Annotated in this window: 16 protein-coding genes and 1 riboswitch; all 16 genes read right to left on the reverse strand. The window is 46.0% G+C overall.

The window, feature by feature from the left end; genetic code table 11:
- Positions 1 to 8: 8 nt before the first annotated feature.
- The 16 genes from ACFQ4A_RS07330 to ACFQ4A_RS07405 all read right to left on the reverse strand — a co-directional run bounded on the left by ACFQ4A_RS07330 (position 9) and on the right by ACFQ4A_RS07405 (position 19,077).
- The gene (locus tag ACFQ4A_RS07330) at positions 9 to 1,409 is read right to left on the reverse strand and encodes a bifunctional metallophosphatase/5'-nucleotidase (protein ID WP_382399076.1); all 1,401 of its coding nucleotides are present in this window, start codon (positions 1,407 to 1,409) and stop codon (positions 9 to 11) included.
- Positions 1,410 to 1,420: 11 nt separating this feature from the next.
- Positions 1,421 to 2,197, reverse strand: a complete 777-nt coding sequence (locus ACFQ4A_RS07335; RefSeq protein WP_382399078.1) for a sulfite exporter TauE/SafE family protein — start codon at positions 2,195 to 2,197, stop codon at positions 1,421 to 1,423.
- Between the two features lie 305 nt (positions 2,198 to 2,502).
- Entirely contained in the window at positions 2,503 to 3,900 is a 1,398-nt protein-coding gene (sufB, locus tag ACFQ4A_RS07340) for a Fe-S cluster assembly protein SufB (protein WP_382399080.1), read from the reverse strand.
- A 37-nt stretch (positions 3,901 to 3,937) separates the two neighbouring features.
- Positions 3,938 to 4,372 carry a Fe-S cluster assembly sulfur transfer protein SufU gene (sufU, locus tag ACFQ4A_RS07345; protein WP_382399082.1) on the reverse strand — a complete coding sequence of 145 codons (435 nt, stop codon included), beginning with the start codon at positions 4,370 to 4,372 and terminating at the stop codon, positions 3,938 to 3,940.
- Positions 4,362 to 5,582, reverse strand: a complete 1,221-nt coding sequence (locus tag ACFQ4A_RS07350; protein WP_382399084.1) for a cysteine desulfurase — start codon at positions 5,580 to 5,582, stop codon at positions 4,362 to 4,364. The genes sufU and ACFQ4A_RS07350 overlap by 11 nt, the downstream gene beginning before the upstream one ends.
- Positions 5,582 to 6,892, reverse strand: a complete 1,311-nt coding sequence (gene sufD, locus ACFQ4A_RS07355; RefSeq protein WP_382399086.1) for a Fe-S cluster assembly protein SufD — start codon at positions 6,890 to 6,892, stop codon at positions 5,582 to 5,584. The genes ACFQ4A_RS07350 and sufD overlap by 1 nt, the downstream gene beginning before the upstream one ends.
- Before the next feature lie 16 nt (positions 6,893 to 6,908).
- The gene (gene sufC, locus ACFQ4A_RS07360; RefSeq protein WP_382399088.1) at positions 6,909 to 7,694 is read right to left on the reverse strand and encodes a Fe-S cluster assembly ATPase SufC; all 786 of its coding nucleotides are present in this window, start codon (positions 7,692 to 7,694) and stop codon (positions 6,909 to 6,911) included.
- A 244-nt stretch (positions 7,695 to 7,938) separates the two neighbouring features.
- Positions 7,939 to 9,348, reverse strand: a complete 1,410-nt coding sequence (gene argH, locus ACFQ4A_RS07365; protein WP_382399090.1) for an argininosuccinate lyase — start codon at positions 9,346 to 9,348, stop codon at positions 7,939 to 7,941.
- Positions 9,345 to 10,607, reverse strand: coding sequence for an argininosuccinate synthase (locus tag ACFQ4A_RS07370; RefSeq protein WP_382399092.1), 1,263 nt, complete (start codon positions 10,605 to 10,607; stop codon positions 9,345 to 9,347). Before ACFQ4A_RS07370 ends, argH begins: the two co-directional genes overlap by 4 nt.
- Before the next feature lie 69 nt (positions 10,608 to 10,676).
- Entirely contained in the window at positions 10,677 to 11,636 is a 960-nt protein-coding gene (gene argF / locus ACFQ4A_RS07375) for an ornithine carbamoyltransferase (protein ID WP_382399094.1), read from the reverse strand.
- The gene (gene carB / locus ACFQ4A_RS07380) at positions 11,637 to 14,876 is read right to left on the reverse strand and encodes a carbamoyl-phosphate synthase (glutamine-hydrolyzing) large subunit (protein ID WP_382399096.1); all 3,240 of its coding nucleotides are present in this window, start codon (positions 14,874 to 14,876) and stop codon (positions 11,637 to 11,639) included.
- A 194-nt stretch (positions 14,877 to 15,070) separates the two neighbouring features.
- On the reverse strand, positions 15,071 to 16,015 hold the full coding sequence (locus tag ACFQ4A_RS07385) for a fumarylacetoacetate hydrolase family protein (RefSeq protein ID WP_382399098.1): 945 nt from the start codon (positions 16,013 to 16,015) through the stop codon (positions 15,071 to 15,073).
- Between the two features lie 146 nt (positions 16,016 to 16,161).
- The gene (locus ACFQ4A_RS07390) at positions 16,162 to 16,302 is read right to left on the reverse strand and encodes a hypothetical protein (protein WP_382399100.1); all 141 of its coding nucleotides are present in this window, start codon (positions 16,300 to 16,302) and stop codon (positions 16,162 to 16,164) included.
- A gap of 243 nt (positions 16,303 to 16,545) precedes the next feature.
- Positions 16,546 to 17,367, reverse strand: coding sequence for a MetQ/NlpA family ABC transporter substrate-binding protein (locus ACFQ4A_RS07395; RefSeq protein ID WP_382399102.1), 822 nt, complete (start codon positions 17,365 to 17,367; stop codon positions 16,546 to 16,548).
- Positions 17,368 to 17,387: 20 nt separating this feature from the next.
- Complete coding sequence (locus ACFQ4A_RS07400) at positions 17,388 to 18,056, reverse strand: methionine ABC transporter permease (protein ID WP_382399114.1); 669 nt, start codon at positions 18,054 to 18,056, stop codon at positions 17,388 to 17,390.
- A complete protein-coding gene (locus ACFQ4A_RS07405) occupies positions 18,046 to 19,077 on the reverse strand; it encodes a methionine ABC transporter ATP-binding protein (protein WP_382399104.1) in 1,032 nt (343 codons plus the stop codon). Before ACFQ4A_RS07405 ends, ACFQ4A_RS07400 begins: the two co-directional genes overlap by 11 nt.
- Positions 19,078 to 19,369: 292 nt before the next feature.
- A riboswitch (SAM riboswitch) is annotated at positions 19,370 to 19,480 on the reverse strand.
- Positions 19,481 to 19,685 lie beyond the last annotated feature (205 nt).

The following is a 19,685-nucleotide window of genomic DNA, read 5'->3' on the forward strand; positions in this document are numbered from 1 at the left end:
TCACAAACCTAATAACCGGCTATTTTATGATGTAGTGTATAGGCCAGTAAGTCCCGTAAAAATTCCGGAAGAAAATAGTGCTTTTCTTCTGATTTGGCGACTTCCGGAAGCAGGCGGCCGAAAGTAAATGTATCTGCTGTTGCCACTTTATACAATTTTTCCGGGTCAAGCGGCGCACCATTATAGTAGATAGCCTCAACATACTCACTGCTATCTTCCCGTAAAACAGTATGGACGTCCAGACCGGCATAAATCATTTTGCCAAGGATTTCACCTCGGAAACCGAATCCTTTTAACTTTAGCTCAGTGAAATCCCTGGTCATAGATGCCCGGATGGCTTCGGTCAATTCTGCGCCATTGAGTTCCACCACGCACGGATTGATCGGGTGCGGACAGATACGGTGGATGTCTTTATGCGTCACCTTTCCAGCTGGAATTTGATCCAGCAACACACCAGCATTCAGCATAGACACATCCGCATGCGTCCATTCCTGGAGTGTCTCCGTCAGTTTCTGCATGATAGTGGTATGCTGAAACCATTTAACATCGATTGGTTCCTGTAGCTGTATGACCGTCTGTTCAAGCAGGTTATCTGCTTTCTCTGTTAATGCGTGCAATGATTGTTCGGTTGCCAAGTCGCGTGGACGATCTGTCATATCATGGACGGTTGCTGTTTTATCAACGAGCTGTTTTTGATCATGGTCCCACGTCAGTACCACTTTTCCAGCAAAGTCGCAATGCTTACCGGCTGCTGTAATGAGTGTATTATGAACGGTCTCACCAGTTCGCAGCAGGTGATGTGTATGGCCACCGATAATCACGTCAATAGCCTTAAACCGGCGGGCGATTTCCTGATCTTCACTTATCCCCAAATGTGACATTAAAATGATGATATCCGCCGATTTTTTCAGCTTGCTTATATGTTCTTCCAACGTCTGAAAGGGGGCAGAAATGTGCCAGTCAAGCAATTCATAAAACGCATTAAATGGTGCGGTCAAACCAATCACACCTATTTTAATACCGCTGTCGGATTGAAGATGAACGGTTGACTGCAGCCATTCTGGTTCTGCTTCCGTCATACTATGTAAATTGGCACATACAACTTGGAAGTCTGCATCATCATATAAATGGTATAGGTCTTCATGCGCCATCGTAATCCCTTCATTATTACCGATGGTGACCAGATCGTAGCCGGCATCATTCATTAATTGCACATTCGCTTTGCCCATAAAGGCTTCAGCAATTGGGTGGACCCGGTCAACATGATCACCTATATCCATTAACCAGCATGCCTGATTTTCTGCCATCCTTTTTTCTCTGGCTCCCTTTAAAAATCCGGTAACTTGCGGCCAGATGTCAAAATTGCTATGTAAATCGTTTGTATAGTACACATAAAGCTTCTCCTGCATTGCCATGCTCCTTACATCAATCCTTCGATAATCAGTCTGATACCAACGATAATCAGCAGCAACCGCAGTACCCACTCAAGAACATTACTTTTTATCAGCTGGTTGACTTTGGCACCCAATGTCCCGCCAACCCACGCACCGATGATAAAAAAGATAACATATTCCCAGGCGACATGGCCTAACGCGATATGTGTACCGGCACTGATAATACTGATGAATAAAATCACAAACATCGAGGTGGCTGCAGCTGTATGAATCGATAAGCCGAACAGAAAGACCATGGCCGGAACAATGATCGCACCGCCGCCAATGCCAAATAAGCCGGAAATAATCCCGACGATTAGTGATATGATGATAACAGAAACCAGTGGAATCTTCTGCTGTTTTTCCTGTTCATTATCCTCCCGTTTATCCCGTTTAAGTAAAAAGAGAAAGGATAACACAATCATCAACAAACCAAAATACAGCGAGAAATGATCCGTATTAACAAACTGATTCAGCCAGGAACCAATTATGCCTCCCGGGATACTACCGGTCAAAAATAACAGGCCAATTTTAACATGTATCCGTCCATTCCGGTAATAGGAAACGGTTGACGAGGATGCTGTGAATACCATCGCTATCAGTGAAAGCCCGACAATTACCTGTGGCGTTGCCCAGGCGAATGCATCCGAATAATGATGCATGAACAGCATACTTGGAATCAGTATCACACCACCGCCAAGCCCGACAAGACTCCCGCCAAATGCGGCGATTAGTGCTATGAGAACACAAATTAAATAAATCACTAAAATCCCAAATCCCTTCCATCTCTACCTCTGCATCTATACTAGCACGAAACAGGTTGAATTACTATTGGGACTAGAGTCAGACGCTCATGTCTCACTCTCAGACCCTATATCCCCTTAGTCTTGAGAGATATTTTACACATAACCGCTTTCTATTATTACAATCGAAACAACTTTGAAAATGGGGGCATGAAGTCGAAAAAAATTTTTTTTAGGATGCCCCTTTTTCACGACTTCAAACGATTATAATTATGAAGGAGAATATGAAAAGAGCCCGCCGAAGCGAGCTCTTGTGTCTATCCAATTTAGCCGATTGAACCTTCCATTTCCATTTTGATTAGACGGTTCATTTCGACGGCGTATTCCATTGGCAGTTCTTTCGTGAACGGCTCGATGAAGCCCATGACGATCATTTCCGTCGCTTCCTCTTCGCCGAGGCCTCTGCTCATCAAGTAGAAGAGCTGTTCCTCAGATACTTTGGAAACTTTGGCTTCGTGCTCCAATGAAATGTTATCATTGTTGATTTCATTATATGGAATCGTATCAGATGTCGATTCACTGTCCATGATTAATGTGTCGCACTCAATGTTCGAGCGGGCACCGGTTGCTTTACGTCCGAAATCAACAATTCCACGGTACGTCACTTTACCACCATTTTTGGAAATTGATTTGGACACGATCGTTGATGACGTGTTTGGTGCCAGGTGATGCATTTTGGCACCTGCATCCTGATGCTGATTACGCCCGGCAAGGGCAATCGACAATGTGTTGCCACGTGCACCTTCACCTCTTAACAGAACGGAAGGATATTTCATCGTCAGTTTGGAACCAAGGTTGCCGTCGATCCATTCCATTGTTGCATTTTCACCTGCCGTTGCACGTTTGGTAACCAGGTTATACACATTATTGGCCCAGTTTTGGATTGTTGTATAACGGCAATAAGCATCTTTGTGAACAAAGATTTCAACAACCGCACTATGCAGGGAATTCGTTGTATAAACGGGTGCTGTGCAGCCTTCTACATAGTGTACAGACGATCCTTCATCCGCTATGATTAGGGTACGCTCAAACTGTCCCATATTTTCCGAATTGATACGGAAGTATGCCTGCAGCGGTGTTTTCGCTTCAACACCTTTTGGAACATAGATGAACGAGCCACCGGACCATACGGCTGAATTTAATGCGGCAAATTTATTATCGGATGGCGGAATAACTTTGCCAAAATATTTTTTGAACAGTTCTTCATTTTCTTTCAGGGCTGTATCTGTATCTTTGAAAATGATGCCCAATTCTTGCAGGTCTTCTTTCAAGTTGTGATAAACAACTTCTGATTCATATTGGGCGGAGACACCGGCCAAGTATTTTTGCTCGGCTTCCGGGATGCCCAGTTTATCAAAAGTCTGCTTAATTTCTTCAGGTACTTCATCCCAAGTTCTCTCAGTTTTTTCTGATGGCTTAACATAGTAGACGATCTCATCGAAGTCCAGCTCGGAAAGATCGCCGCCCCATTGTGGCATCGGTTTTTTATAAAATTGCTCTAATGCTTTCAGACGGTAATCGAGCATCCATTGGGGTTCTTCTTTCATGCTGGAAATTTCTTCCACAATTTCACGTGTTAACCCTTTTCCGGAACGAAACACCGAAACGTCTTTATCATGAAAGCCATACTTATACCCTTCCATTTCAGGCACTTGTTTTGCCATGAAAATACCTCCTTAAAAGTGTTAGACCTTTGGCTGCTTACTCTTCTTTAACACCTTTTTCCATTGCCTTCCAAGCCAGGGTTGCACATTTGATTCGCGCCGGAAATTGAGAAACACCTTGCAATGCAGCAACGTCACCCATATCCAGTTCATCCGTATCGACTTCTTCACCAAGCATCATCCCGGAAAAAGCTTTCGACATGTGTAATGCGTCATCAAGCTCTTTCCCTTTAATGGCCTGTGTCATCATGGAGGCGGATGACATGCTGATTGAGCAGCCTTCACCGGTAAATTTGGCATCCTGTACGACACCATTCACCACCTGTAATTGAAGCTGAATCCGGTCACCACATGTCGGATTATTCATATCCACCGTCAGCGCATCACCTTCAACAGAACCCTTGTTTCTTGGATTTTTGTAATGGTCCATGATCACTTGTCTGTATAGTGTATCAAGGTTGCTAAAAGACATCGCCAAAATACTCCTTCGTTTTCAAAAGTCCATCGACAAGGCGGTCAACGTCTTCTTCATTGTTATACAGATAAAAGCTTGCCCGTGCTGTTGCCGTTACATCCAGCCACTTCATCAATGGCTGTGCACAATGGTGCCCGGCGCGGACAGCAATTCCTTCTGCATCAAGTACGGTTGCTGTATCATGCGGGTGAACATCATCCAAGTTGAAGGTAACGAGTGCTGCACGTTCTTCAGGCCCATAAATACTGATACCATCTATTGTACGTAATTTTTCCATTGTATAGTCAGCCAGTCTTTGTTCATGATCGATAATATTATCCATGCCGACGTCATTCAAGAAATCGATAGCTGCTCCTAATCCGACAGCACCGGCGATGATCGGCGTCCCACCTTCAAATTTCCATGGGAGTTCTTTCCATGTTGAATCATAAAGGTTAACAAAGTCAATCATCTCGCCGCCAAATTCCACCGGTTCCATATCTTCTAGCAGTTTTTGCTTGCCATACAGGACGCCAATGCCGGTTGGCGCACACATTTTATGGCCGGAAAAGGTATAGAAATCGCAACCCAGATCTTGTACGTCAACTTCCATATGTGGCGCGCCCTGGGCCCCGTCAACGACCATAATCGCACCGTGTTGATGGGCTATGTCAGCTATTTCTTTTACAGGGTTAATGGTTCCAAGAACGTTCGATACATGGGTGATGGCGACTACCTTGGTATTTTCGGTTACCGTTTCACGGACATCAGCCAATGAAACCGTACCATCACGCTGCAGTGATACATATTTCAAGGTTGCCCCTGTCGCTTTAGCTGCCTGCTGCCACGGGATCAGGTTGCTGTGGTGTTCCATTGGTGTGATAACAATCTCATCCCCGGCTTTCAGGTTGGCACGTGCATAACTGTAGGCTACCGTGTTGAGCGATGTCGTCGTGCCACGCGTGAAAATGACTTCCGCGGTACTCGCCGCATTAATGAAGCGACGCACTTTCTCACGGGCACCTTCATATTGGTCAGTTGCTCTTGAGCCAAGTGTATGGACACCACGGTGCACATTGGAATTATCTTCCTTGTAGTAAGCATTCACAGCGTCGATGACCTGGCGCGGTTTCTGGGACGTCGCAGATGAATCAAGGTATACCAGCGGATGTCCGTTCACTTCCTGATGTAAAATCGGAAATTGTTCCCGTATAGCTTTTACATCCATCAGTAAACCTTCCTTTCAATAACCTGCCTCAACTGGGTTTTAACAGCGTCAATCGGCAGCTGATTGACAACCGGTGCGAGGAACCCATGAATGACCAGGCGCTCAGCTTCCTGACGGGTGATTCCCCGGCTCATCAGATAATACATCTGCAGCGGGTCAACACGGCCGACTGATGCAGCGTGTCCGGCTTCAACATCGTCCTCATCAATCAACAGAATCGGGTTGGCGTCCCCGCGGGCGTCTTTACTTAACATCAGGACACGTGATTCCTGCACGGCATTTGATTTCGATGCGGCATGTTCAATTTTACCGATGCCATTGAAGATCGATCTTGCTTTATCCTGCATGACACCATGCTGCAGAATATGGCCTTCCGTAAATTTGCCAAAGTGAGTGATCTGCGACGTGAAGTTTTGGGATTGATTACCACGGCCGACCGAAACCGTTTTGGCATTGGATACGGCATTTTCACCAATAAGATGGGTCACATTTTCCGAAACCGTATTACCGTCATTCATTTGACCTAATGCCCATTCAATTCTGCTATCACGGTAGCCAACACCCCGGCGGTTAATATAAGTGGTTGTACCGTCTGCAAAGTTATCCACCCCGCCAAAGGAAATTTGCGCATTGTTGTTGGCAATCACTTCTGTCACGATATTGGCAACCGTTTCCTGTTCATGGTTTTGGGAAAAATAATTCTCCACATATGTCAATGAACTGCTGTCATCCGCTACAACCAATACATGGTTGAACATGGCAGCTTCAGGATCTTCTTGCCAGAAAATGACCTGCAGCGGTTGTTCCAGCTGTACATTTTTCGGCACATAGACGAAAATACCGCCATTCATCAATGCTGCATGCAGTGCGGTAAGCCGGTGTTCATCAACTGAAACGGCGTCTTTCATGTAATAGCGTTTAACGAGATCTTCGTGCTCGGTGAGTGCTGTGAAAATGTCGGTGAAAATAACACCTTTGTCTTCAAGCTCTTTATTCAACGTTGCATAGGCAACCGTATGATTGCGCTGAATCAGCAGATTTTCCTGGACGTTTTCCTGATCAAGAAAATCCTGAATGTCTTCCGGTAAATCGTCCAGGGAAGAAATCTTTTCACCTTGAGGTGCATCATGCTTAAATGTGCTGAAATTCCATTTGGTGATATTTGTCTTGTCAGGTGTCGGCATCTCCAGTGATTCAGCTTGGTCTAAAGCTTGAAGGCGTAATTCACGCATCCAGTCCGGTTCGTTTTTATTTTGTGAAAACTGGCTGATATAATCCTGATCGTAAGGTAGTTTTGTTTCGACAGTCATATTACCCCTCCTGCTTTTAGACTTCTTGCTCAACGTTTACGTCTTCAATACCTAGCTCTTCTTTAATCCAGTCATAACCTTCAGCTTCAAGACGCTGGGCCAGTTCAGGGCCACCAGACTTCACAACACGTCCTTGCATCATGACATGCACTTTGTCCGGCGTGATATAGTTAAGCAGGCGTTGATAGTGTGTAATAATCAAGCAGCCGAATTGCTCATCGCGCATTTTATTGATGCCTTTGGCGACAACCTTCAAAGCGTCAATGTCCAGTCCGGAGTCAATTTCATCCAAAATGGCAATTTCCGGCTTCAGCAGCATCAGCTGCAGGATTTCGTTACGTTTTTTCTCGCCGCCTGAAAATCCTTCATTCAGATAGCGCTGGGCCATGTTCTTATCAATTTCAAGGTCTTCCAGTACACCATCCATTTCTTTGATGAATTTCATTAGAGAAATTTCATCGCCTTCTTCACGCTTTGCATTAATGGACGAACGCAGGAAATCGGATGTTGTGACACCGCTGATTTCACTTGGATACTGCATAGCGAGGAAAAGACCGGCACGGGCCCGCTCATCAACTTCCATTTCCAGAACGTCTTCCCCGTCAAGATGAACACTGCCTTCCGTAATTTCAAAGCTTGGGTGACCCATGATCGCTGAGGCCAGTGTTGATTTACCGGTTCCGTTTGGCCCCATTACTGCGTGGAATTCACCACCTTTTATTGTAAGGTTGACACCCTTTAATATCTCGTTCCCTTCAATTTCGACATGAAGATTCTTTATCTCTAGTATTGAGCCTGCCATATCGATACCTCCAATTACTGTTATTATGCTATTGTTTGAAATGGATATGTAGTTCATCCATTCTCAATCTATTCTCATTATCATCTTAAATCATTTCGAAAGTATTATCAACTCCCAGGCGTTATTCTTTAAGTTTTGCAGCACCTACCATGAATTGATTAATGTCATTATAATACATTTGATATCATCTATTAAATAAAAGGACATACAAAATGCCCGCTTATATTCCAGCCGGGCATTTTGCTTATCGTATATTCCCTTTCGATTGCCGCCAATACGCGTTTTCCTTTAGTAAAGCAGCCGTTTTTTGCAGCTGTTCACGAACACTTTGCGTTGCCGTACCGCCGGAAGCCTTGCGGGCATCGACAACTGCTTCAGGTTTAAGCGCATCGAAAATATCCGCTTCGATCACTTCCGAAAAATGTTGGAACTCATTTAGCGACAAATCCAGCAAGTATTTGTTTTTGTTAATGCACTGCAAAACAATTTCGCCGACCACTTCATGCGATTCCCTGAACGTCAACCCTTTATCGGTCAGATAATCAGCCAGATCGGTCGCATTGGAATAATCCTGCTTTACCGCCCGATACATCACTTCCCGGTTGACCTGCATCGTTTCGATCATCGGGGCGAACAATGCAAGGGCCCCCCGAAGTGTTTCAGCCGTGTCAAACATGCCTTCTTTATCCTCCTGCATATCTTTGTTGTAAGCGAGCGGCAGCCCCTTAAGCATGGTGAGCATACCGGTCAGGTTTCCATAGACACGGCCGGTCTTACCCCGAACGAGTTCGGCTACATCCGGATTCTTCTTCTGTGGCATCATGCTGCTACCGGTACTGAAGGCATCATCCAATTCAATAAAATTAAACTCAGCGCTCGACCACTGGACCATTTCCTCACACAGCCGGGATAGATGCATCGCAATCATGGACGCATCGGCCAAAAATTCCACGACGAAATCACGGTCGCTGACAGCATCAAGGCTATTGGCACAAATGCCGTCAAAGTGAAGCGCGTTGGCAACAAATTCCCGGTCGATCGGGAATGTCGTCCCAGCCAGCGCCCCGGCGCCCAGCGGCATTTGATTGATCCGCTTCCAGCTGTCCATCAGACGCTCGGCATCACGCTGAAACATAAACACGTAAGCCAGCATGTGATGTGCGAACGAGACGGGTTGAGCCCGCTGCAAATGGGTGTAGCCAGGCAGAATGGTGTCCATATTCTGTTCAGCCTGTTTGTATAGAGCATGCTGAACATCTGTCAGCAATTGGACCAATTCCACCACCACATCCCGCAAATACAGCCGCATATCCAAGGCCACCTGATCATTCCGGCTCCGTCCGGTATGGAGTTTTCCACCGACCGGACCAATTTCCGCCGTCAACAGGTGTTCAACATTCATATGAATATCTTCATGTGCCTCATGCAGTGCTACCTGATCAGTTTCGATCTTCGCGGCAACCGCCTGTAGTCCGTCAGCAATCAAATCCGCTTCATCTTCCGGAATAATGCCACATTTTTTAAGCATTTTTACGTGCGCTTGACTACCTTGGATATCGTATGCTGCCAGCTTCTTATCAAATTTAATGGAGGCCGTGTAGTCATCCACTAACTGGTTGGTTGGTTTGGTGAATCTGCCGCCCCATAGTTTCATTGTTTCAGTGCATCCTTGCTAGCTGTCTCTGTTTTGGCATTAACGCCTTGCTTATGATCATTAGCAGATTCATTGACAGACGAGTGGACTTTCGTCGGTAGTCCCCAAAGCTTGATGAATCCTTTTGCTGCATCATGATCAAACGCATCATCCGCATTATACGTTGCCAAATTTAAGTCATAAAGGGAATTTGCCGATTGTCGGCCTATCGGCTGCGCCTGCCCCTTATACAATTTCATTTTGACAGTACCGGATACATACTGCTGCGTTTCCTCAATAAAGGCTTTCAGGGCATCGGTCAATGGTGAATACCAAAGCCCATCATAGACTGTCTGGGCAAATTTCTCCTCAACAGTTGGTTTAAAGCGAGACGTCTCACGCGGGAGCGTCAGGGATTCCAGTTCCTTGTGGGCGCTAAGTAGAACCGAAGCTGCCGGGGCCTCATACACTTCTCTTGATTTAATGCCGACCAGACGGTTCTCGATATGATCGATGCGCCCAACCCCGTGTTTTCCGGCTGTCGCATTCAGCGCCATAATCAATTCGTCCAATGGGAGATCGTCGCCATTCAAAGCAACGGGCTTCCCCTGTTCAAATGCAATGGTGATTACTTCCGGTTCATCCGGCGCATCAAGTGGATCTTTCGTCAGATCATACGCATCTTTTGGCGGTTCTACCCATGGATCTTCCAAAACCCCGCATTCATTGCTGCGGCCCCACAAATTTTCATCGATACTGTATGGACTATCGACACCAACCGGTACTGGAATGTTATGTTCTTTGGCAAATGCCAGCTCTTCTTCACGTGACATCGACCATTCCCTGACCGGCGCCACAACATCCAAATCAGGATTCAATCCGGCAAATGCCACATCAAACCGCACCTGATCGTTGCCCTTACCTGTGCAACCGTGTGCGACGGCTGTGGCACCTTCCTTCTCGGCAATCTCCACGAGCAGTTTGGCGATCAGTGGTCTCGACAAGGCCGAAATGAGCGGATATTTGCCTTCATACAATAAATTCGCTTTTAACGCAGGCAGAACGTATTCATTGGCAAACAGTTCCTTGGCATCGATGACATATGATTTGACAGCACCGACATCAAGCGCCTTCTGCTTGACGAAATCCAAGTCCTTTCCTTCCCCGACATCAATTGCCACCGCGATGACATCATAGCCGTATTTATCCTGTAGCCATTTAACGGCAACAGATGTGTCGAGCCCTCCGGAGTATGCCAATACAATTTTTTCTTTTTCCACACTACCCTCTCCCTTAGCTTAATTTTATCGTCAAAGGCCTATGCGTATTTCCATTCAACTGAAATAATCTTATCCCATTAAAGCAGTCATTAATGCTTTTTGGGCGTGCAGCCGGTTTTCTGCCTGCTGAAAGATGACGGATTGTACACCGTCAATCACGTCAGCTGTTACTTCTTCACCTCTATGTGCCGGCAAACAATGCATGAATATCGCATCACGTTTGGCTGCGGCCAACAAGGTTTTGTTCACCTGGAAGTCAGAAAACATTACCTCCCGGGATGATCGTTCATCTTCCTGCCCCATGCTTGCCCATACATCGGTATAAAGAACATCAGCCTGCCGTACAGCATCGTAAAGGTCCGATGTGATATGAACCTCACTTCCTGAATATGCTGCTATAGCTAAAGCTTTTTGGACAACGGCCGTGTCAGGCCAGTAATCATCCGGTGCGGCAATGCTGATATCCATCCCGGTTATGGCAGCTCCGATCATCAAGGAGTGGGCCATATTGTTGCCGTCACCCAAATAACTTAACTTGATACCCTTCAAGGATCCTTTTGTCTCCCGGATTGTCTGCAGGTCTGCCAGCACCTGACATGGATGATAGACATCTGTCAGTCCGTTTATGACCGGAATGGTGGCATGAGTGGCAAATGCTTCAACTAACTCCTGGGAAAATGAGCGGATCACCATCCCATCTAAATAGCCTGACAGGACCTTCGCCGTATCGGCAATTGTTTCACCCCTGCCCAACTGCAAATGGCCTGACTCCAGAAAGATCCCTGTACCACCCAGCTGAGAAATCCCCGCTTCAAAGGAGACGCGCGTCCTTGTTGATGGCTTCTCAAACAGCATACCGAGCGTTTTCCCTTTTAATGGCTCTGCCTGTATTCCCGTGTTGCGGCTCTTTTTCATCTCGTCCGCCATTTGCAGCAAATCAAACAGATCACCTGCACTGTAGTCAACGAATTTTATAAAGTCGCGGCCTTTCAGTCGATGTCTGATAGGCACGTCGGTTTCTGTCTCCATTTAGACCACCTGCTCTTTCTTCTTATTCAATCCATGGATACTGTCCATATACGTATTGATTGAAACGGGTGCCTCTTGTGATTCAATCGACGCGTACAAGAACGCCATCAACGTTTCAGCTGACGTAAAGCATGGCGTGTTACGAGTCAAAGCACTAACTCTAAGCCTGTTATGGTCATCTTCAGCCAATCGTTTTTGCGTATCGCAGACGAACTCAAATCCAGTTTCCAAACAGACGTTACAAGCCTCCGAAATGGCGAACGTTTGGTCAACGGTGATGCCCTTTGCGCCGAGAACTTCTGCCGTTTCCGGATCGGCCGTGATGCTGGCGGGTAATTCCGAAAGTATCGACAACACGTTTTCCGATAAACCGTCTGTTTGTGATCCCAACGATAAATAAACCGGCTTGTTGCCATTCATGTTCATCAGGCTTCCTTCCGTCCAGCCGCATGCTTTAGCCATTGCTTTCTCAACAGTGGATCCAATACCAATCGCCTCACCAGTCGATTGCATTTCCGGTCCCAAATATGGATCAGCGCCAGGTAATTTATCAGATGAAAAGACCGGCATTTTAACCACATAGTAAGGGATATCTTCATGCAAACCAGCTTTCCATTCCTGTTTTTCAAGTGGCTTTCCGGTTTGTACCTGGACAGCCAGATCAATGAGTGGGACACCCGTTACTTTACTGGCAATCGGTACCGTTCGTGAGGCACGCGGATTAACCTCCAATACATACAGTGTCTGTTTGTCTTCGCTGAGAACAAATTGGATGTTGACCATTCCTTTAACATTCAATTCTGCCGAAATAGCTTTGGTGTACGTTTCGAACAACTGCTTTTGTGCTCTGGTCAGATCCGGTGCCGGGAAAACGGCGATACTGTCGCCTGAATGGACGCCCGCCCGTTCGATATGCTGAAAGACGCCGGGGATCAGCACGTCTTCCCCATCACAAACCGCATCGATTTCAAATTCATGACCAGGGATAAACCGGTCGATTAATAATGGGAACACATTGCCATCCGGCATATCCCTTTGAAGATCGTTTAAATACGTCACCAGTTCCGTCTCATCACGCAGTACCACCATACCGCTTCCGCCGATAACATAGGAGGGGCGGACGAGAACCGGATAACCGATTTCAGCTGCTGCACAGATAGCTTGATTAATGTCTTTCACTGTTTCGCCTGGTATATGGGGAATCTTCAGTTGTTGCAGCAATTGATAGAACAAGTCTCGATCTTCTGCCGTGTTAATGGCCGGTAAGGAAGTCCCATATACATGAACACCCGCCTGATATAATGCTTCCGCAAGATTGACTGCTGTTTGGCCGCCGAACTGAATCATGACGCCATCGGCCTGTTCATTCGCCATGACATTCAAAACATCTTCTGCTGTCAGTGGTTCAAAGTAAAGGTGATCAGCCGTATTATAATCTGTGCTGACTGTTTCCGGATTATTGTTAATGACCACCGATTTGATCCCCTGTCCCTGTAATGACATAGCTGCCTGTACGGAACAATAATCAAATTCAACCCCTTGACCAACTCTGATTGGGCCTGAACCAAGCACAACCACCTTTTGCCCGTTTAGAGGGGTGGATTCATCACCGCCATCCCATGTACTGTAGAAATATCCTGTATCAGCTGAATGGCTTGAGGCAAACGTGTCAACTTTTTGATAAGATGGCTGCACGTTTATTTCCCCGCCTTTTTTCTGTACTGCACGTTCATCCGTATCAAGAAGGGAAGCAAGGGTTTTGTCTGAAAGACCGAGTGTCTTGGCCTGATGCCATTCCTCACACGTGATCGTTTCCAGGCTTTTACCGTGCACTTTATGTTCCATGGCAAGCACAGATGCTATTTCGTTCAGAAAAAAGCGATCAATTCCTGTCAGTTCCTGTATGCGCTCAAGCGGATAACCGCGTCTGACGGCTTCGGCTATGACGAAAAGCCGTTCATCTGTTGCCTCTGTCAAAGCGGTGTCGATAGCTTCACCCGTCCAGTCCGGCATAAATGGAAAATGATCGGTCCCAATATCCAGCGAGCGAATTGCTTTATTCAACGCTGCCGGGAAATTTTTGGCCAGCGCCATAACTTCACCTGTGGCTTTCATTTGCGTGCCAAGTGTCCTGTCAGCCGTCCCGAATTTCTCAAATGACCAGCGTGGTATTTTGACAGCGACATAGTCAAGCGCTGGCTCAACACTGGCCGATTTATGACCAGTGATGGGATCTGCCAATTCATCCAGCCGGTAGCCCATCGCAATTTTGGCAGCGACCCTTGCAATTGGATAGCCGGTTGCTTTGGACGCCAGGGCGCTGGAGCGACTGACCCGCGGATTCACTTCGATGATGACATATTCATCGCTGTCCGGATGCAAAGCAAATTGAATATTGCAACCCCCGATGACACCGAGCTCCCGTATCACGTTAAAGGAGACGCTGCGAAGCATATGATATTGATGGGCATTCACCGTCTGGCATGGCGCAACCACTATACTGTCACCTGTATGGACCCCGGCAGGATCGATGTTTTCCATATCGCAGACGATGATGCATGTGTCATTCTGATCCCGAACGACTTCAAGCTCGATTTCTTTCCAGCCTTTGATGCTTTGTTCAACGAGCACCTGGCCCACTGGACTAGCATCAAGTCCCCGCTGGACGACAGTGGCCAGCTCCTGTTCATTTTCCGCTGTTCCGCCGCCAGCCCCGCCTAACGTATAGGCTGGTCTGACAATCATCGGATACCCGGCTGTCCGGGCAAATCGGAGTGCTTCTTCAGCCGATTGAACCGATAGGCTTTCCGGAACCGGTTCACCGATCGATTTCATCATCGATTTGAAAATATCACGGTCTTCGCCTTTTTGTATCGTGTCCAGTGAGGTGCCTAAAAGCTCAACCTCGTACTGCTCCAATACACCCGCTTCAGCCAGGGAAATGGCCATATTCAATCCTGTTTGCCCGCCGAGCGTCGGCAGTATCCCGTCAGGTTTTTCCTTTTTAATAATGGCTGTCAGCGAATCCCGGGTTAACGGCTCCATATAAATGTGATCGGCAATTGCCTGATCAGTCATGATGGTTGCCGGATTATTATTGATAAGAATGACCTCGACCCCTTCTTCCTTTAACGCCAGACAAGCCTGTGTTCCGGAATAATCAAACTCGGCTGCCTGACCGATAATAATGGGGCCTGAGCCAATTACCAGAACTTTATGGATATGCTGTAACTTGGGCATGCTGTCTCTCCCCTTTGCTGGTATCGTGCCTAAACACTCTCACATGTATTAATAAACTTGGTTTTGTATTATTATGCACCAAAATTTATATTGATGCAACCCTTAAAATAAAAAAATTTGCTTTTATTGGATTTTTTTTATTATGGTTCTATAAAAAAAGCACGAGCCGTTAAAATGGTTCGTGCCAAAGGTTTCTAGCTTTTCAATTCTTTTACCTTATTCGCCATTTGGCCGATTTTGTCGATTTCGACTGTGACGTGATCACCGTCCTTCAGAAACTGCTGCGGATCCATCCCCATACCGACGCCATCAGGTGTCCCGGTCATAATCAGGTCTCCCGGTTTTAATGTGATCAAAGACGAAATGAATTCAATCAGAAACGGAACATCAAAAATGAGTTGCTCAGTCGTTGCCGCTTGCCGCACTTCCCCATTCACATAAGCGTTTATCGACAATTGGCCGGGATCACCCACTTCATCAGCTGTCACAACCCAAGGGCCGATCGGTGTCGAGCGATCCAGTGTTTTTCCCTGCAGCCATTGCGGTGTCCGCTTTTGTAAATCACGGGCTGAACTGTCGTTGCCGATGGTATAACCGGCTATATAATCGAGCGCTTCTTCCCGTTTGATGTTAGAAGCCTCTTTTCCGATGACAACGGTCAGTTCAGCTTCATAATCAAGTTTCCGGACAAAATCCGGTTTTTCAATCATATCCTCCGGGCCAACAAGCGCATTAGCAAATTTGGCAAATAACACTGGGTAGTCAGGAACATCGCTTTGCATTTCCGCTGCATGGGCTGCATAATTTTTCCCGACACAGATGATTTTGGAGGGCGATGACACCGGAGTGGCCAAATAGACATCATCACGGTTATATCCATTATCATCTATATTGTTTGCTGCCGCAAAAGCCATGACGTCCATTGCTTGTTTAATTAGGCGATTGCCGCCGGCGAAAAATTGATCCGGATTTGAAGGAAAAGACGTTTCCGTTACATCCACTGAATCACGATCCTGCCGGTTAAGTTGCATCTGCCGCCATGTTTCCTGTAGATCAACAATTTTACCCTTGTCGTCAAGGCTAAACCCCATCCGCAATGGACCGGGTGTGCCTTTGATTTTGTAGCTCACTAATTTCATGTCTTTACCTCCCGCTTGATTTGTTGTCGTATGTATTCTATTTCCAAACCATACAATCCTTGTTATGTCATAAATTTATTGGCTGACTTTCTCCGTTAAACAAAAATCCGCCCCTCTTTCCACCAAAGAGAGCCGGATTTTCTCTATCATCTATGAATATGGCTGTCAATATCCGCTACCATACGTTTACACTGTTCGTATTCACGCTGTCGTCTTTTTTCCACGGTTATGCGTTTATCCAGTTTTCTTTCGTATTCCTCATAACCTATTTTGTTCGACTGTTGCATTGCCCGCTCCATTTCCGGCGTGTAATGCATCTTTATTCCACTGTGAATAGTGAACCATCCTTTCGTTTGTTTACGGTATTAAGAATACCATAAAACCAATACCCTATACAAAATGCATTTAACCGTATTAAATCGGAAGGCACTCGATATAAAAGCTGGAAACCAACTCAGCCATGTTTCAGTTAAACATAAAGCAAATGACTGCCATATGCTGTGGATTCCCTAAAATTCGCTAACCGTGAATTACTCGGACGGACCATCTACTGGAATGACAGCACCGTCAAACGCTTCGACCATAAAGTCCTGAATCTCCTCAGAATGCAGTACATCCACTAAAGCATTCAAGGCCTCGCTGTCCTCATCGCCTTTGTTTACAGCCACTACATTCAAGTATGGCGATTCCTCATCTTCCAGAATCAGTGCATCCTCCATTGGATTCAAATCTGCCCCGATGGCATAATTGGTATTAATCGCGACCAGTGTGTTTTCTTCTGTTTCATACAAATCAGGTAGTGTGGCTGCATCATAGTCATAGGAGAAGGTCAGGTTTTTCGGATTTTCCACAATATCATCTGTTGTGGCATCAACCTTCTCAACATCTTCAGCCAGTTTAATAAGCCCTTCCCGCTCCAGCAATGCCAGGACACGCCCATGATCGGCAACGGAACGGCTCAACAACACTTCAGAACCCTCCGAAATCTCATCAAGGCTGTTAAAGTCTTTCGAGTAAATACCCATTGGTTCAATATGAATACCGCCAAGATGAGTAAAATCGTAGCCAATATCGGCAATTTGACCTTCTAGGTATGGAATATGCTGGAAATAGTTGGCATCAATTTCGCCACTCTCTAGATCATCATTCGGCAAAACATAATCCTGGTATTCCTCGATCGTTAACGTGATCCCTTCGTCCTCAAGCAGCGGTTTTGCTTCTTCCAATATCTCAGCGTGCGGTGTACTGGATGCGCCAACTTTTATTTCATTGGTGTCTCCTTCACCGGAACCTCCGCATGCGGCCAGTAATAATACAATAAGTAATGATACAAATCCTAAAACTTTTTTCATAATGATTTCGCTCCTTTGCTTTATCTTTTATCTAATTTATTGGCAATATAATCACCAATGAATTGGAACAAAAATACGATCAGGACAATCAGGACTGTGCAGACAAACACGACATCAAATTCGCGGCGTTGGAACCCGAAAAAGTATGCGTAGTTTCCCAGTCCCCCAGCACCAATGACACCTGCCATGGCCGTATAGCCAATCAGGTTAATCGCTGTTACGGTAATCCCCGAGACAAGAGCCGGCATTGACTCCGGCAGCAGCACTTTGAAAATGATCGTCCGTGTTTTGGCCCCCATTGCCTTGGCTGCTTCAATAACGCCTTTATCAACTTCTTTTAGGGCAATTTCCACAAGCCGTCCATAAAACGGAGCGGACCCGATGATCAAGGCCGGTAATGCTGCATTCGGACCGCGGATCGTGCCAATCAAAAAGTCGGTGAACGGGAATAACAATAAAATCAAAATGATAAATGGTATCGCCCGGAATATGTTGACTACTGAAGCAACGATCATATTCAGGACTTTACTCTGCCAGATCCCCCCTTTCATGGTCAGATAAAGAAGCAGACCAAGCAAAATACCAAATATAAATGTGCCAATAAGGGCAAGAATCGTCATGTAAAACGTTTCATAGGTCGCAACCCATAAATCCTGCATGTTGACATTCGAGAACAAATCATTCCACATCACGGACTACCTCCACTTCCACTGAGGTTTCGTCCGTTATATAGCGGAGCGCCCGGTCCATTTCGTCAGGGGCCCCGTCCATCTGCACAAATAACGTACCATAGGCGCCATGCTGCATGCGGGTGATTTTTCCTTGCAAAATATTGATGTCAATATTAAATGTTTTCGCCACTTGACTGATCAGAGCCTGATTGGCTGTTTCGCCAACAAAATGCAGTCTGATGATTTTCCCGCGATCATAAGTGTGGGCAAGATCATCAACACCATCATCCTCATCGTCCGTCCCCATGACTTGTTCAACAAATTTTTTCGTGACCTGTTGCTTTGGCCGCAGAAAGACATCAAGCACATCGCCCTGTTCAACAATCTTGCCTGCTTCCATCACGGCAACCTGCTTGCAGATTTTCCGGATGACATGCATCTCATGTGTAATTATAATGATGGTCAGACCTAATCGTTTGTTAATGCCAACGAGCAAATCGAGAATCGCATTCGTCGTTTCCGGATCAAGTGCCGACGTCGCCTCATCACAAAGCAAGACTTTCGGTTTATTCGCAAGCGCTCTGGCGATTCCAACCCGCTGTTTCTGGCCACCGCTTAATTGTGACGGATAAGCTTGTTCCCTGCCGTCTAACCCGACAAGGTCAATCAGTTCCTGAACACGGCTTTCTCGTTCACGTTTCGGAACACCAGCGATCTCCAGCGGAAAGGCAATGTTGTCTTTGACCGTACGCGACCATAACAAGTTAAAATGTTGAAAAATCATCCCGATTTCTTGCCGTGTCACACGCAGGTCATCAGCATTCAACGCGGTTATCTCCTGGTTATCGATGACCACTTTTCCATCCGATGGTTCTTCCAGTCTGTTCAACAGCCGTACAAACGTACTTTTTCCGGCCCCGCTGTACCCGATGACACCAAATATGTCACCTTCCCGAATATCAAGTGTTAAATCATCGACGGCTGTTATCCGGTTATTCGCTGTTGTAAAGTTTTTGCTTAAACCTTCTATCGCTATCAAGGCTATCCTCCTTCACGTCACCTACGTTTATGACCCACTTTAGAAAACATCTTAAACTAATAAATACCGTAATCAGCGGGTCCTTTTTTAAAAGATAAGAAAGTATAAAATTTTGGACGATATTTTCAATGCCGAAATCGGCTAATTCGCCGATTTCTTCCAATCCGACTTCTGACCTCTGGCATCTGAAAAGACGCGTCAGCGTTTTTTCTTAAAGATAAGAAAGTATAAAAATAAAAAACGCCTTTCTGCAAGAGAACAGAAAGACGTGTACATGCCACATCGTCTCGTTCCCCTATCTGCCAAAGCATCTGCTTTGCAGGAGTTGGCACCTTTCAAACACGATTCGTTTGAGGTTGCCGCGGTTTCACAGGGCCAGCCCCTCCACCGCTCTGGATAAGAGAAAATCCTATTTATATTAAATCGATAAACAATATATTAGCATGCTTTCTTCATGCTGTCAATCATTCATGGCTTCGCACAGGACCCACGCTTTAAATTTCCAGTTTTCTTTTCAGAATTTTAAAGGTGTTTCCTGCGTTAAATTGCGACAATAGTCATAAAGAAACGACATTCTTCACAGGTGAATGACATACTCGTCCCAACGA

The sequence above is a fragment of the Lentibacillus salinarum genome, assembly GCF_042679865.1.
GTDB lineage: Bacteria > Bacillota > Bacilli > Bacillales > Amphibacillaceae > Lentibacillus > Lentibacillus salinarum.